The 14981-nt window shown below is 61.0% G+C and carries 14 protein-coding genes and 2 tRNA genes; 11 read left to right on the forward strand and 5 right to left on the reverse strand.

What is annotated here, in order from left to right; translation table 11 throughout:
* Nucleotides 1-10 precede the first annotated feature (10 nt).
* The 4 genes from K3J57_RS09635 to coxB form a co-directional block, all read right to left on the reverse strand.
* Entirely contained in the window at nt 11-583 is a 573-nt protein-coding gene (locus K3J57_RS09635; RefSeq protein ID WP_259784016.1) for a cytochrome c oxidase assembly protein, read from the reverse strand.
* A complete protein-coding gene (locus tag K3J57_RS09640) occupies nt 580-765 on the reverse strand; it encodes a cytochrome c oxidase system small membrane protein (RefSeq protein ID WP_259791120.1) in 186 nt (61 codons plus the stop codon). The genes K3J57_RS09635 and K3J57_RS09640 overlap by 4 nt, the downstream gene beginning before the upstream one ends.
* Complete coding sequence (gene cyoE / locus K3J57_RS09645; protein WP_259775575.1) at nt 765-1718, reverse strand: heme o synthase; 954 nt, start codon at nt 1716-1718, stop codon at nt 765-767. The genes K3J57_RS09640 and cyoE overlap by 1 nt, the downstream gene beginning before the upstream one ends.
* Before the next feature lie 141 nt (nt 1719-1859).
* Nucleotides 1860-2756: a cytochrome c oxidase subunit II gene (gene coxB, locus K3J57_RS09650; protein WP_259784025.1), complete on the reverse strand. Its 897-nt coding sequence runs from the start codon at nt 2754-2756 to the stop codon at nt 1860-1862.
* Between the two features lie 255 nt (nt 2757-3011).
* Between coxB and tldD the strand changes: the two genes are divergently transcribed.
* The 8 genes from tldD to K3J57_RS09690 all read left to right on the forward strand — a co-directional run bounded on the left by tldD (nt 3012) and on the right by K3J57_RS09690 (nt 11393).
* Nucleotides 3012-4436, forward strand: a complete 1425-nt coding sequence (gene tldD, locus K3J57_RS09655) for a metalloprotease TldD (RefSeq protein WP_259795597.1) — start codon at nt 3012-3014, stop codon at nt 4434-4436.
* On the forward strand, nt 4433-4915 hold the full coding sequence (locus K3J57_RS09660; RefSeq protein ID WP_259795599.1) for a GNAT family N-acetyltransferase: 483 nt from the start codon (nt 4433-4435) through the stop codon (nt 4913-4915). The genes tldD and K3J57_RS09660 overlap by 4 nt, the downstream gene beginning before the upstream one ends.
* 230 nt (nt 4916-5145) lie before the next feature.
* The gene (locus K3J57_RS09665) at nt 5146-5634 is read left to right on the forward strand and encodes a hypothetical protein (RefSeq protein ID WP_259795601.1); all 489 of its coding nucleotides are present in this window, start codon (nt 5146-5148) and stop codon (nt 5632-5634) included.
* Between the two features lie 221 nt (nt 5635-5855).
* Nucleotides 5856-6938 (forward strand): DNA-processing protein DprA, encoded by a 1083-nt coding sequence (gene dprA, locus K3J57_RS09670; RefSeq protein ID WP_259795603.1) that lies wholly within the window; start codon nt 5856-5858, stop codon nt 6936-6938.
* Between the two features lie 215 nt (nt 6939-7153).
* The gene (locus tag K3J57_RS09675; protein WP_259795604.1) at nt 7154-10594 is read left to right on the forward strand and encodes a pyruvate carboxylase; all 3441 of its coding nucleotides are present in this window, start codon (nt 7154-7156) and stop codon (nt 10592-10594) included.
* Between the two features lie 76 nt (nt 10595-10670).
* On the forward strand, nt 10671-11060 hold the full coding sequence (locus K3J57_RS09680; RefSeq protein WP_259774088.1) for an MAPEG family protein: 390 nt from the start codon (nt 10671-10673) through the stop codon (nt 11058-11060).
* 107 nt (nt 11061-11167) lie between these two features.
* Nucleotides 11168-11242, forward strand: a tRNA-Gly gene (locus K3J57_RS09685).
* Between the two features lie 76 nt (nt 11243-11318).
* Nucleotides 11319-11393: transfer RNA gene (locus K3J57_RS09690), tRNA-Gly, on the forward strand.
* A 218-nt stretch (nt 11394-11611) separates the two neighbouring features.
* Here K3J57_RS09690 and K3J57_RS09695 read toward each other — a convergent pair.
* Nucleotides 11612-11974 (reverse strand): helix-turn-helix domain-containing protein, encoded by a 363-nt coding sequence (locus K3J57_RS09695; RefSeq protein WP_259784058.1) that lies wholly within the window; start codon nt 11972-11974, stop codon nt 11612-11614.
* A 224-nt stretch (nt 11975-12198) separates the two neighbouring features.
* Here K3J57_RS09695 and K3J57_RS09700 point away from each other — a divergent pair, with 224 nt between their 5' ends.
* From K3J57_RS09700 to K3J57_RS09710, 3 genes are all read left to right on the forward strand, one after another.
* The gene (locus tag K3J57_RS09700) at nt 12199-13080 is read left to right on the forward strand and encodes a helix-turn-helix domain-containing protein (RefSeq protein ID WP_259795606.1); all 882 of its coding nucleotides are present in this window, start codon (nt 12199-12201) and stop codon (nt 13078-13080) included.
* A gap of 106 nt (nt 13081-13186) precedes the next feature.
* On the forward strand, nt 13187-13774 hold the full coding sequence (gene hisB, locus K3J57_RS09705) for an imidazoleglycerol-phosphate dehydratase HisB (RefSeq protein ID WP_055190498.1): 588 nt from the start codon (nt 13187-13189) through the stop codon (nt 13772-13774).
* Between the two features lie 537 nt (nt 13775-14311).
* Nucleotides 14312-14947, forward strand: a complete 636-nt coding sequence (locus K3J57_RS09710) for a TetR/AcrR family transcriptional regulator (protein ID WP_259775583.1) — start codon at nt 14312-14314, stop codon at nt 14945-14947.
* Nucleotides 14948-14981 lie beyond the last annotated feature (34 nt).

A 14981-nucleotide genomic window follows, 5' to 3' on the forward strand; every position in this document is an offset into this window, starting at 1 on the left:
TGTCCAGACCCTAATTGCCTGCATCCGCGTCGGTTGCCAGTCTCGCAACCTCTTCCGGCAGGTCGGTTTCGTGAAAGGTGTAGGAAAGCGTGATCGCCTTGACGAACTTGCCCTCGCGGTCCTTGGTGAGTTCGGGGTCGACATAGAAGGTGACCGGCATGGTCACGCGTTCGCCCGGTTGCAGCACCTGCTGCTCAAAGCAGAAACAGTCGATCTTGGTGAAAAAACCCCCTGCCGCATATGGCGCGACATTATAGCTGGCGGTGCCGGCGATGGGCCGGTCGGTCGGGTTGTAGGCCTCGTAAAAGGCCAGTCCCGTCTCGCCGATCCTGATCCGCATGTCATGCTGGACCGGCTTGAATTCCCATGGCATTCCGCGTTCCAGAGAGGCATCAAAGCGCACCAGGATCTCCTGATCCAGCACCACGTCCGATCCCTGTTCTGCCACGCTGGTGGCGCCGCCAAACCCCGTGACCCGGCAGAACCAGTCGTAAAACGGCACCGATGCCCAGGCGAGTGATCCCATCACGATCACCACACCGACCATCTTGGCTGCTGTTTTCTGGGGCGCGGTCAGGCTCATTCAGATGCCTCCGCGGCTGAAGATTTTGCGGCGGAACTTGCGGGCGCGGGTTTATAAAGCTCCGAGGTTTTCACCACGGTGATCCCATAGACCAGCACGACAAAACCGATCAGCACGGCGCCCAGCCCCATATTGCGGCCAAAGCGGCGTTTGTGCAGGTCGTGGTCAGGTTTGAACGTCATCAGCCCCAGCCTCCCAGTCCGTAAGGTTTCAGCCCTGCTTCGATCAGAAGGGCGCCGTAATGGGCAAAAAGATAAAGCAGCGACAGTTTGAACAGGCCGCGCTCGGCTTTGTGTTTATCCGCATCCGATGCGGTGTCGTCGCGGCGGAAAACCTCCCAGGCGCCCTTGATGAACATGGCGTTCAGCACCACGGCCACCGCCATGTAAACCGGCCCGCCGATCGAGGTCAGGCCCAGCGCGATGGCCACGATCGCCAGCACCAGCGTATAGCCAAGGATATGGGCGCGGGTGGTCTTGCGCCCGTGGGTCACGGTCAGCATCGGCACGCCCGCATTGGCATAATCACCCTTGGTAAACAGCGCCAGCGCCCAGAAATGCGGCGGGGTCCAGGCAAAGGTCAGGGCAAACATCAGCACGCTTTCAACCGACACGCCCCCGGTGGCCACCGCCCAGCCGATCATCGGAGGGAAGGCGCCAGCCGCGCCACCGATCACGATGTTCTGCGGCGTCCAACGCTTGAGCCACATCGTATAGATCGCCACGTAGAAAAAGATCGTGAAGGCCAGCAGGAACCCGGCCATGAAATTGGCCGTGAGCGCCAGAAAGACGCAGGCAAAGACCGACAGGGTCATGCCCAGCGCAAACGCCTCGCCTTCACTCACGCGCCCCGATGGAATCGGCCGTGACTGGGTCCGGCGCATTTTGCGGTCGATATCGGCATCCCACCACATATTCAGCGCGCCCGACGCGCCGCCGCCAACGGCAATGAACAGGATAGAGGCAAAGGCAATCAGCGGATGCACCCCGTTCGGGGCCACCACAAGACCTACGAAGGCGGTGAACACCACCAGCGACATGACCCGCGGCTTCAAAAGCGCAAAATAGTCGCCGAACCCCGCATCACCGATCTGGGAAGGGGCCTGAAGGTTGCTGTTAATACTTGCGTCGCTCATCTGTCCTCACTCTTGGCGGGCCGTCCCTCTGCGCTTGCCTTTGGTCACGGGTGGTCCCGGAGGGTCAGGCGGGAGGGGGCGGCGGGCGGATCGGGTAAAAGGGGGCAAGCGGCATCCATTGCCGCACGCCCGCGCAATGTCTTACTCGGCTGATGCCACCTGCACACCGGATTGGGCGGCGGGCAGGCTGTCGGGATTGCCGGCATATTCCGCCACGGCGCCTTTCAGCCAAGCGTCATATTCCTCGGGGGTGACGGCTTTCACGGTGATCGGCATATAGGCGTGATCCTTGCCGCAAAGTTCCGAACACTGGCCGAAATAGATGCCCTCATTGCCCGGTTCCACTTCGAACCACAGTTCGGCCAGACGCCCCGGAACCGCATCCTGTTTCACGCCAAAGGCGGGGATGGTCCAGCTGTGGATCACGTCAGCCCCGGTTACCTGCATCACAACCTTCTTGCCGGTCGGCACCACGACGGCGGTGTCGGTGGCCAGCAGGTAATCGCTTTGCTTGTAGCCATGCTCCTCAAGCGCGGATTTATCGAGCAGGAAGCTGTCAAAGCCAAACTCGTGCTCGGGATATTCATAACCCCAATACCACTGATACCCGGTCACCTTGATCACCACATCCCCTTCGGGAATCACCTGCTGCTTGAACAGCACCGGCAGCGAAAAGGCCCCGATGAACACCAGGATAATCACCGGAATGATGGTCCAGGCGATTTCGATCGGGGTGTTATGGGTAAAGGTTGCGGGTTCCGGGTTGGCGCGGCGGTTGAAGCGCAGGATGCACCAGATCAGCAGGGCCGTGACGAAAAGGGCAATGACAACAATGATGTAAAGCAGCATCGCATCCAGACCCTGAGTGGCCTGAGCGATATTGGTGGCCGCAGGTTGGAACCCCGTGGCGCCATCCACCGGCTTGCCGATCACTTCCAGATTGTCCGGCAGAACGTCCTGGGCCGATGCCCCGGTTGCGGTCAAGGTGGCGGCCAGAACGGCAGTTGCAGTGGCCTTCATGCTGCTGAAACGCTTCATATGTCTTTTCATCCCTGTTCGGGGGTTTGCCGCACGTCACCTCGGCCCCACCCGGATCGTTTTCTGGACAATGGCTCTCCCGCGGTGCTCTCGCTGACACGTCGCCCTTTCACAGGCGAAAATGACAACCGGAGGAATTTCGCGGGATTCCATTGTTTCTCTTTGGTTTGAAACCATATTACAACGGATGGGACAAGGAAAACCTTCGCAGGTTAAGCATTGATCCATGTCAAATCGCCGTTTTTTGAGGACCCGATGACCAAAGCCACCGATTTTCGCCCCTTCGACACCCATATCGACCAATCCCGCGCCACATCCCAGCTGGCCGCGGCCACCGATGGGGCCGATGATGGCGAATTGTTTTTCGAGCGTCGCCGCTCCGAATCCCTGATCTTCGATGACGGGCGCCTGAAGAACGCCAGCTATGATGCCTCGGAAGGGTTCGGACTGCGCGCCGTGAAGGGCGAAACCACCGGATATGCCCATTCCACCGAGCTGTCTGAGGCCGCCATAGCCCGCGCCGCCCGCACCGCACGGCTGGCGGTGGGCGACGGGGGCGGACACTGGGCTGACGCCCCGACCCCCACCAACCGCAGGCTTTATACCGATGCAAACCCGATGGAAGATGCGGAATTTGCAGTGAAAGTGGACACGCTGCGCGAAATCGACGCCTTCACCCGCGATCTGGACACCCGCGTGGTGCAGGTCTCTGCCTCGATGGGGGCCTCATTGCAGGAGGTGCAGATCCTGCGCCCGGACGGGCAGCTTGTGACCGACACGCGCCCGATGACCCGGCTGAATGTCTCGGTGATCGTGGAACAGGACGGGCGGCGCGAAAGCGGGAGTTCCGGCGGCGGCGGGCGGATTGGTCTGTCCGGCCTGTTGGAGCCTTCCAGCTGGCAGGCCCACGCCCGCGAGGCGCTGCGCATCGCTCTGGTCAACCTCGACGCGATCCCCGCCCCCGCCGGGATGATGGATGTGGTGCTGGGCAATGGCTGGCCCGGTATCCTGCTGCACGAGGCGGTGGGCCATGGGCTTGAAGGGGATTTCAACCGCAAGGGCACCTCTGCGTTTTCCGGCCTGGTCGGCCAGCAGGTGGCGGCAAAAGGCGTGACCGTGGTCGATGACGGCACCCTGCCCGACCGGCGCGGATCGCTGTCGGTGGATGACGAGGGCACCCCCACGGGCCGCGCGGTGCTGATCGAAGACGGGATCTTGCTGGGCTATATGCAGGACCGCCAGAACGCGCGGCTGATGGGGGTGGCCCCCACCGGCAACGGGCGGCGCGAAAGCTATGCCCATGCGCCCATGCCACGCATGACCAACACGATCATGGAAGGCGGCAACGCCACCCCGGACGAGGTGCTGGGCGAACTGAAGGATGGCATCCATGCGGTCGGGTTCGGTGGCGGTCAGGTGGACATCACCAATGGCAAATTCGTCTTCTCCTGCACCGAGGCCTATCTGGTGAAAAACGGCAAACGCGTGGCCCCGGTGAAAGGTGCGACGCTGATCGGTGACGGACCGCAGGCGATGAAACAGATCCGGGCCATCGGCAATGACATGTCGCTTGATCCCGGCGTGGGCACCTGCGGCAAAGCCGGCCAATCCGTGCCCGTGGGCGTAGGCCAGCCCACCCTGCTGATCGGCGGGCTGACGGTGGGCGGTGCGGCCGCGTGACAAAGGCTCTGATCCGACATGTTCTGCCGGAGGATACCCTCCCGCTTGCCCATCTCTGGCGCGCGCAATGGATCAGAGCACACAGCCATTACGTCCCGAAGGCGCTGACGCTTCTGCGCACGGACGAGGATTTTCAACGGCGACTGACGGCATTTGGTCAAAACGCCAGAACGGCGGGGCCAATTGGCGCCCCGCTTGGCTTTTGCGCGACCCTGGGCGCGGAGATCGACCAGATCTATGTTGATGAAACAGCCCAGGGCACGGGGCTTGCCGATCTGCTCCTGACGGATGGGGAGCGCCGCATCGCCGCAGCCGGGCATAGGCGGGCGCGCCTTGCCTGTGTGAAAGAAAACCTGAGGGCGCAGCGGTTTTACATACGCAATGGCTGGGCGCGCCGCGAGGTTGCCATTGCCCAGCTGGACACATCAGACGGGCCGTTCCCTTTGGAAGTGATGTATTTTGAGAAAGACCTTACTTAAAGCGTCCGACCTTTTACCTAAAACATCATGTGGCGCGAATGTCCCGAGAATGCGAAGCATGACAGGGTATTCGTATCTCAGGTTTAAGGTCGGACGCTCTAGCCCCCCGTTTCGCCCCGGATTTGCCGCCGCCGCGCAGGTAAAACCGCAACACGCGGACATAAGCCGCACGCGCCCGGCCATGCGGCAATCCCCTTGCGTCTGTGCAGCCCCGGTGATCAAAAGACAGTATGACCGATACACCCACCGCTTTCCGGATTTACCTCATCTCCACCCTCTGGACGCTCGCCGCGCTCTTTGCCATCGGCGTGGCCTGCTGGGCTGCGTTTTTCCTGATCGAAGGCATGGTCGCCTTTGGCGGGGGCAGCCTGCTTGAATACGAGTTGGTGACCCTGCCATTCACCTTTCTGCTGTTCATCGCGGCAAGCTTCACCTTTGGCCTGATCTATGTGGCCCCGCTCACGGTGCTGGCGGTGGCGCTGTTTTGGGGGATCGGACGCCGCACCGGCGCTCCGCGTTCCGTTGCCCTCACCCTTGGGGTTCTGAGCGCCTGGGGGGCGGGTCTCTTTATCTATATCACCGACATTCAGGGCACACCGGGGCAGAGCCCGCTGCCCGCCCTGTTCCTGTTCACCGGGATGGGCCTGCTGGTCGGGGCGGTGTTTTGGGCGGTGTTTTCCGCCCAGCGCGAGAAATCGGCCCTCTCCCCCCCGAAGTAATCCACCTGCGTGATCCACCCGAGTGATCCGCCTGCGTGATGCGATTTCTCGCAATTTTCCCAAATTTTCTACAATCTGTTAGGGTCGCGTTAACCATTTGCCCGCCATGCTGATCCCGCAAGAGACGGAACAACAGGTTGAGGCCCGTGGATTTATTCCCTTCCCCCCACCCCACCCCCTCACCCCACAGTGCGGAAGATGAGCTCGCCTGGCTCCGCCTCTTGCGCTCTCACCGCGTAGGGATCTCCACCTTCTACAAACTGATCGACGCGCATGGGTCGGCGCAAAACGCGCTGGAAGCCTTGCCAGAGATCGCGCGCAGCGCCGGTGTAAAAACCTATCACCCCTGCCCGATGGCCAAAGCTGAAGAGGAAATCCGCCAGGGTGCCGCGGCGGGGGCACAGCTTATTTTCCGCGGACAGGCAGACTACCCCCAAACCCTCTCACAGATCCCCGATGCACCGCCGTTTTTCTGGGCCATGGGCGACCGCGCGGCCCTGTCACGCCCGATGGTGGCCTTGGCCGGCGCGCGCAATGCCTCGTCCCTGGGGCTGCGCATGGCGCGCAGACTGGCCGCAGACCTGACCAAAGCGGGGTATGTTGTGGTATCGGGACTGGCCCGGGGCATTGACAGCGCCGCCCATATGGCCGCGTTGGAGCACGGCGCCACAATTGCGGTGATGCCGGGCGGGGTTGACCTGATCTACCCGTCCGAGAACACTGATCTGGCCCACAGGATTGCCCGCCACGGCCTGCGGATCTCTGAACAACCGATCGGACGCAGCCCTCAGGCCCGGCATTTTCCCCTGCGCAACCGGATCATCTCCGGCCTGTCCCAGGCCGTTATCGTGGTCGAAGCCGCCGCCAAGTCCGGCACGCTGATCACCGCACGCAATGCGCTGGATCAGGGGCGAGAGGTTTTGGCCGTTCCGGGGCACCCGTTTGATGCGCGCGTGGCGGGGTGCAATATGCTGATCCGGGATGGGGCCGTTCTGGTGCGCCACAGCGATGACGTATTCGACGCGCTGCGCGGCGTATTTGCGCAGCCACCCCGCCCTGATTCCCGCCAAGATGCAGCCAGCGAGCAGGGGGATCCCCCTGCCCCGAAACCGGCGCGCAGTCTGGCGGACACCACCAAGCTGCACGACCAAATCTTGGCGCGTCTGGGCCCGTGCCCCCTGGCAGAAGACCAACTGATCCGGGAGCTGGGCCATCCGGCGCAAGAGCTTTCAGCGGAGATCCTGACGCTGGAAGTGGAGGGACGAATCACCCGTGCGGCTGGCGGATTGCTGGCGCGCAGCTGACCGGTCTGGGCCACCACGGGGAAACCTCCGGGCTACCGCTGGTAAATAAAATTGACCAATTTTGGCAAAAATCTTGCCAGATTGTAACAAAACAGTTGCGCTGCAGTGCAGCATTCCCTACCAATCCGCGCATATCTTGGCTCTGCCCCCCTTTGTCACCCGGGGGATCCAGCAGTGCCTCAGACACCACTCATCGACACCGGGGAGAGATGCCGATGCGCGAGTTTCAAAAAATTCTGATTGCCAACCGAGGCGAAATTGCGATCCGCGTGATGCGGGCCGCCAACGAGATGGGCAAGAAAACCGTTGCCGTCTATGCCGAGGAAGACAAGCTGGGCCTGCACCGTTTCAAGGCGGATGAAGCCTATAAGATCGGCGAAGGGATGGGGCCTGTGGCCGCTTACCTCTCGATCAATGAGATCATTCGCGTCGCTCGCGAAAGCGGCGCCGATGCGATCCATCCCGGCTATGGCCTTTTGTCGGAAAACCCGGATTTCGTGGATGCCTGCGAAGCCAACGGCATCACCTTCATCGGGCCGAAAGCCGCAACCATGCGTGCCTTGGGCGACAAGGCGTCAGCCCGCAAAGTGGCGATTGAGGCCGGTGTTCCGGTCATTCCCGCCACCGAGGTTCTGGGCGACGACATGGTGGCGATTGCCAAGGAAGCTGAAGAGATCGGCTATCCGCTGATGCTCAAGGCGTCCTGGGGCGGCGGCGGGCGTGGCATGCGCCCGATCCACGGGCCGGATGAGCTGGAAGAAAAGGTTCTGGAAGGGCGCCGCGAAGCGGAAGCCGCCTTTGGCAATGGCGAGGGGTATCTTGAAAAGATGATCACCCGCGCGCGTCACGTCGAGGTGCAGATCCTTGGTGACAGCCACGGCGAGATCTATCACCTGTGGGAACGCGACTGTTCGGTGCAGCGTCGCAACCAGAAAGTGGTCGAACGCGCCCCTGCCCCCTATTTGACCGAAGAACAGCGCAACGAGATTTGCGAGCTGGGTCGCAAGATCTGTGCCCATGTGAATTACGAATGCGCCGGCACCGTTGAATTCCTGATGGATATGAACAGCGGCAAGTTCTACTTCATCGAAGTGAACCCACGCGTTCAGGTGGAACACACCGTGACCGAGGAAGTGACCGGCATCGACATCGTGCAGGCGCAGATCCGCATCGCCGAGGGCAAAACGCTGGCAGAGGCCACCGGGAAAACCTCGCAGGATGAGATCCGCCTGAACGGCCACGCGCTGCAGACCCGGATCACCACGGAAGACCCGCAAAACAACTTCATCCCGGATTATGGCCGCATCACCGCCTATCGCTCCGCGACCGGCATGGGCATTCGCCTGGATGGTGGCACCGCCTATGCGGGCGGGGTGATCACGCGTTACTACGACAGCCTGTTGGTGAAAATCACCGCCCATGCGCAAACCCCCGAAGCGGCGATTGCGCGGATGGACCGGGCGCTGCGCGAGTTTCGGATTCGCGGCGTGTCGACCAACATCGCCTTTGTCGAAAACCTGCTGAAGCACCCGACTTTCCTGTCGAATGAATACACCACCAAATTCATCGACGAGACGCCGGACCTGTTTAACTTCAAGAAACGTCGCGACCGCGGCACCAAGGTCCTGACCTATATCGCAGATATCACCGTGAACGGACACCCGGAAACCGAAGGCCGCGCGGCCCCGGCGGATGGGTTGAAGGCGCCCAAGGCCCCGGCCCATGGCACCGACATCCCCGCCGGCACGCGCAACCTTCTGGAAGAGAAAGGTGCCAAAGCCGTTGCCGACTGGATGCTGGATCAGAAGAAGCTGCTTCTGACCGACACCACGATGCGTGACGGGCACCAGTCGCTTTTGGCGACCCGGATGCGCTCGATCGACATGATCAAGGCGGCGCCCGCTTATGCATCGAACCTGTCCGATCTGTTCTCGGTCGAATGCTGGGGTGGCGCGACCTTTGACGTGGCCTATCGCTTCTTGCAGGAATGCCCGTGGCAACGCCTGCGCGACCTGCGCGCGGCGATGCCGAACGTGCTGACCCAGATGCTGCTGCGCGCCTCCAACGGCGTGGGCTACACCAACTACCCGGACAATGTGGTCAGAGAGTTTGTGCGACAGGCGGCCGAAACCGGCGTCGACGTGTTCCGCGTGTTCGACAGCCTCAACTGGGTTGAAAACATGCGCGTCGCGATGGATGCGGTGAATGAGTCCGGCAAGATCGTCGAAGGCACCGTCTGTTATACCGGCGACATCCTGAACCCGGACCGCGCCAAATATGACCTGAAATATTACGTCGGCATGGCGAAAGAGCTGGAAGCGGCGGGCGCGCATATCCTTGGCCTCAAGGACATGGCGGGGCTTCTGAAACCGGCCTCGGCCACCGCGCTGGTAAAGGCACTGAAAGACGAGATTTCGATCCCGGTGCATTTCCACACCCATGACACGTCGGGCATTGCGGGGGCCACCATCCTGGCGGCTTCGGCGGCGGGCGTCGATGCGGTGGATGCGGCGATGGACAGCTTCTCGGGCGGCACCTCTCAGCCCTGCCTTGGCTCGATTGTCGAAGCCCTGCGCCACACGGATCGCGACACCGGCCTGTCGATCGAAGCGATCCGCGAGATCAACGATTACTGGGAGCATGTGCGCGGGCAATATGTGGCGTTTGAAAGCGGCCTCGCCTCGCCCGCTTCCGAGGTTTACCTGCATGAGATGCCCGGCGGCCAGTTCACCAACCTCAAGGCGCAGGCGCGCTCGCTTGGGCTGGAAGAACGCTGGCCCGAAGTGGCGCAGTCCTATGCGGATGTGAACCAGATGTTTGGCGATATCGTGAAGGTGACACCCTCGTCGAAAGTGGTCGGGGACATGGCGCTGATGATGGTCAGCCAGGGGCTGAGCCGGGCCGAGGTTGAAGACCCGGGTCATGACATGGCCTTCCCGGACTCCGTCGTTGACATGATGCGCGGCAATCTGGGCCAGCCGCCCGGCGGTTTCCCGGATGGGATCGTGAAAAAGGTGCTGAAAGACGAAGCGCCGAACCTTGAGCGCCCCGGCGCGCATCTGGAGCCGATTGATCTGGAAGCAACCCGTGCGGAGCTGTCGAAGGAGCTTGAAGGCTTCAAGGTCGATGACGAGGATCTGAACGGATATCTGATGTATCCCAAGGTGTTCCTGGACTATATGGGGCGTCACCGCACCTATGGCCCGGTGCGCACCCTGCCCACAAAGACCTTCTTCTACGGCATGGAACCGGGCGAGGAGATCGAGGCGGAAATCGATCCGGGCAAGACGCTGGAAATCCTGTTGCAGGCGGTCGGTGAGACCGACGAGAACGGCGAAGTGAAGGTGTTCTTCGAACTGAACGGCCAGCCGCGCGTCATTCGCGTGCCGAACCGTCTGGTCAAAGCCACCACCGCCAGCCGCCCGAAGGCCGAAGAGGGCAACGCCAACCATGTGGGCGCGCCGATGCCCGGTGTGGTCGCATCGGTGGCGGTGTCGGCGGGCCAGGAGGTGCATGAGGGCGACCTTCTTCTGACCATCGAAGCGATGAAGATGGAAACCGGCATCCACGCCGAACGCGACGCCACGGTCAAAGCGGTGCATGTCAGCGCCGGTGGCCAGATCGACGCCAAGGACCTGCTGGTGGAACTGGAGTAAATTCCCCCGACGTAACCCTATGCAAACGCCCGGTCAGCCCACATGCTGGCCGGGCGTTTCTTTTCAGGAGAGCCTTATGAGCGTCACCGTCACCCCGATCTATCTGGGCCTGCTGGCCCTTCTGTTCCTATTTCTGAGCGCACGTGTGATCCGCACCCGCCAGACCGAGCGGATCTCGGTTGGGGATGCGGATAACAAGCGGATGATCAAGGCCATGCGCACTCAGGCCAATTGCATGGAATATGTGCCGATTGGCGGTCTGCTTCTGCTTACAAGCGAATTGCAGGGGGCGCCGCTCTGGGCTGTGCATCTTCTGGGGGGAATGCTGGTGGCAGGCCGGGTGATGCACGCGGTGGGCTTTGGCCGCACGCCGCAGATCATCCCGCTGCGCAAGACCGGCATGGTGCTGACACTCGCGATGATTGCCGTCACCGCGCTTGCCAATCTCCTGCACGCACTGATCTGACGGGATTTTCGCAGCAATCGGAGTTTTCTTGAAAAAAGACCGGGGAAAGTGCATTTTCCTCTTGCAGCCTTCGGCGGGATTTCATACATCACGCCTCACCGAAGGACGCGGGTGTAGCTCAGGGGTAGAGCGTTACCTTGCCAAGGTAAATGTCGTGAGTTCGAATCTCATCACCCGCTCCAATCGGCCATAACATCGGACCCTACCCCGGGTCCTTCCGGGCAAACCCAGCCACAGGAAATTCGATGTGTTCAGGATGCGGGTGTAGCTCAGGGGTAGAGCGTTACCTTGCCAAGGTAAATGTCGTGAGTTCGAATCTCATCACCCGCTCCAATCAAAAGCGCCTCCGATTTTCGGGGGCGTTTTTGTTTGTGCGCGCCATGTTTCCCGACACAGGCCCCGAATTGCAGGCTCAATGACCGGCTCCATAACTGGCCATCAACCAAAGGTCGCCCCCTACTCACACGACAATAAAAAACGGACGGGTCTCCCCATCCGTTCTTCAACAAGCATCTGATAACACCGCACGGCCTGGGCCGGGCGGAAGGGCCTCAGGATCCCTCTTTCTCGCGCTCAGCCAGTTCCATGATCATGGTCTGGATCTGCGCGCGCACCGCGTCATCTGTGATCGATGACAGCGCCTTTGCGGCCCGCGCAGTGCGTTCATCCAGCTGGGTGGGTTTGACCGCCGTGTTTTCTTCATACCCCTCGAAGAAATAGGCGGGTTCGACCCCCAGCAATTTGGCAATTTCATACATACGGCTTGCGGACACGCGATTATGTCCGGTTTCATATTTCTGCAACTGCTGAAACGACAGGCCCAGCTGCTCGGCCACATTGGCCTGGGTCAACCCGCGCAGCAGGCGGATTTCCCGCACCTTTCGTCCAACATGGGCGTCCACTGGATGCACCATAGCCTCACTCTCCTCTTTCTACCCGCTTAGCGAGAGTGGCAGAAATCCCCGCAGAAGCAATTGCAAAGAGACGGGCAAACTCGTGAAGAAAATAGATATGTGATGGATGATTTGTTGACCATCAAGAGCATTCTGCCTATAAAAATCAAGGTGTTCCTTTTGCCGATTTAGCAAACCTGCGTTGTTCCAAACCCCAACAAACACAACCCTAGGGTTAGTAATCCATGCAAACTGATCCCCCACCCGGCCTGCTTTATGAAATGATGCGCTCATTTGTGACACTGGCACGCACCCTGAACCTGTCGCAGGCTGTGCGGGAACTGAACTGCACGCGACAGACCCTGCGCCGCCATATTGGCCTGCTGGAAGAGTATAAAGGTGGGCCGTTATTCGAGTTGACCGAGCGGCAATACCAGCTGACGCCCCTGGGAAAAAACAGCCTTGGCGAAGCAAGACGCCTGCTCAGCCGCACCGAGGCCTGGCTGAACAGCCTGACCTCCGAGCAGGACGGGCTTTACCGCATGACCCTGCAAAGCGGGCCGGAAACCTTCATGTTGCAACAACACCAGATGTCAGAGGTCTGGAAAAGCGGTGCTGCGCTGATCCAGTCCGGGGTCAGGATCTGGGCCGGGGCGAAGGGGCAGCTGGAATGCCCCCATTTCGCCCCCCTGCGCCCCTATCTGCGCATTTTTCGCCCGTCGCAGGACGGGTGGATCTGCACCGATGTCGGTGCCGAATCCTCCTTCGCGACATTTTTCGGCTGGACCTGGGAGCGGTCCTCAATCGGGCGGGATCTGTGCGAATTGCCCGGCGGTGAAGCCATGGCGCGCCTGATGGATGAGGCCTATGGCGATATTCGTGACACCCACGGGCTGCGCTTTGATCACGTCTTCACCCGGATCTGCCGCAGCGCAGGCGCCCCCCCCACCGCCATGTCCTATCACCAGCTTCTGATGGGGTGCCGCTTCCCGGATGACAGTTTTGCGCTGGCTTGTCTGGAAAGTCGCACCCGCGACGTGAAGATCGACAGCCTTCCTGCGGATATGGGGCAGGAAATGACGGAGGATCTGGTCATGCGGGTCAACCTGCCCCAGCCCCAGCCCTGATCATCACACCAGAAAGACACAAACTGCGGGGAAGTTGGATTTGCCCGCTTTTCCCGCCGCCCGGCCCCGCTTATAACACTGGCAAACCGGAATAAAGGATATGCCGATGCGCACCGCAAAGGTCAGCCGCAGCACAGCGGAAACCGAGATCAGCGTCGAGATCAACCTCGACGGCACAGGCAAATATGACAACCAGACCGGCGTGGGCTTTTTCGACCACATGCTGGATCAACTGTCACGCCATTCGCTGATCGACATGACAATCCGCGCCAAGGGCGATTATCACATTGATGACCACCACACGGTTGAGGACACCGGCATCGCATTGGGACAGGCCCTGGCCCAAGCACTTGGCGACAAGAAGGGGATCCGGCGCTATGGCGAATGCCACCTGCCGATGGATGACGCACAGGTGCGCGCCGCGCTTGATCTTTCGGCCCGCCCTTTCCTGATCTGGAATGTCGAGTTCACCGCCCCCAAGATCGGCAATTTCGACACCGAACTGGTGCGCGAGTTTTTCCAGGCCCTGTCGACCCATGGCGGGATCACCCTGCATGTGGACCAACTGCACGGCTTCAACGCCCACCACGTTGCCGAAGCAGCGTTTAAGGCCGTGGCCCGAGCCCTGCGCATGGCGGTCGAAAGTGATCCGCGCATGGCCGATGCCCTGCCCTCGACCAAAGGCGCGCTGTAACACCCAGCGCCACTGAGAACAGACAAGAAAACCGCGCCCCTTCGGCGCGGTTTTTTGCATAAAGGCCGAGATATCCCTGTGGAAGGGGCGTCCCGAAATCTGGGGCACGGGCGCAAAACGGGGCGGGCAGGACGGGGTGGGCAAGACGGGGCGGGCAGGACGGGGGCCAACGCATCGAAACGATCCCCCGCAGCGGAGTTTCCCCCATTTCAGTTTCAAGGTGGGAGGGTTCAGGAGAGCGTCCGGCTGGCCCGTCTACTCATTAATCTTGGGGATATGACCGGTCGTGACCGGAAAGAGCCTCACAGGCCAGCCAAACTCCCTCGACACAACTACCTGACTTAAAAATGCAAAACCAGATAACACTCGCTGGCTTACCGTCAGGCGTGTCGAGGGTCATAAAGATCAGGAATTGATCATTAACTCATTACCAGCCTGACGCCAATTCACGCGCCAACTGTGAAACAGAAACCATAGCCAGCCTGACAGTGTCAAGTTGCGAGTTGACTTCGCCCCGTTGCGCAATATCGTTAACATATGCAAGCAACCGGAACGGATAAGGCACCGCTCAGGCGGGGAGATGTGCGCGAGGCGCTGATTGCGGCCGGGCTGGCCTTGATGAGCGAACAGGGATCCTCTGGGCTGACCTTGCGAAAATGTGCCGCCCGCGCAGGGGTTTCCCATGCCGCCCCCGCCCACCATTTTGCCGGGCTCGCCGGGTTGAAACACGCGGTTGTTCTTGAGGGGTTTCGCCAGTTCACCGCCGAATTGCACAAGGATCTGCAGGATGTGGACGAGGATCCGCTCCGCCGCCTCAAGACCATATGCCGCACCTATGTCTCGTTCTGCCTTGCCCGCCCGGCGCTGTTCAAAGAAATGTTTGCCCTTTACGTCCCGGACGTGATGGAGGGCAAGATGGACAGGGTCGTGCGCGACGCCTGGGACATCTTTCGCACCCAGTGCCAGCCTTTTGTGCGCGAAGACCTGCCGCTTGAAATTGTCGAGCTGCGGGTGCGTTCATTCCTGCATGGCTATACCCGCGTGGCCCTGACCGGGCAATTCGGCAAAGCGGGAGAAAGCGGCTATCCCATCGGGCCGCTGGAAGAGGTGATGGCGATGCTGGATCATCTGACCCAGCCCAACGAGCCGTTCTCCCCTCCAACACAGGCTTGACCTTGCCCCGGTTCTGCGCGAGATCAGAGACACC

Origin of the sequence: Aliiroseovarius crassostreae, assembly GCF_025137635.1 — a bacterium.
Lineage (GTDB): Bacteria > Pseudomonadota > Alphaproteobacteria > Rhodobacterales > Rhodobacteraceae > Aliiroseovarius > Aliiroseovarius crassostreae.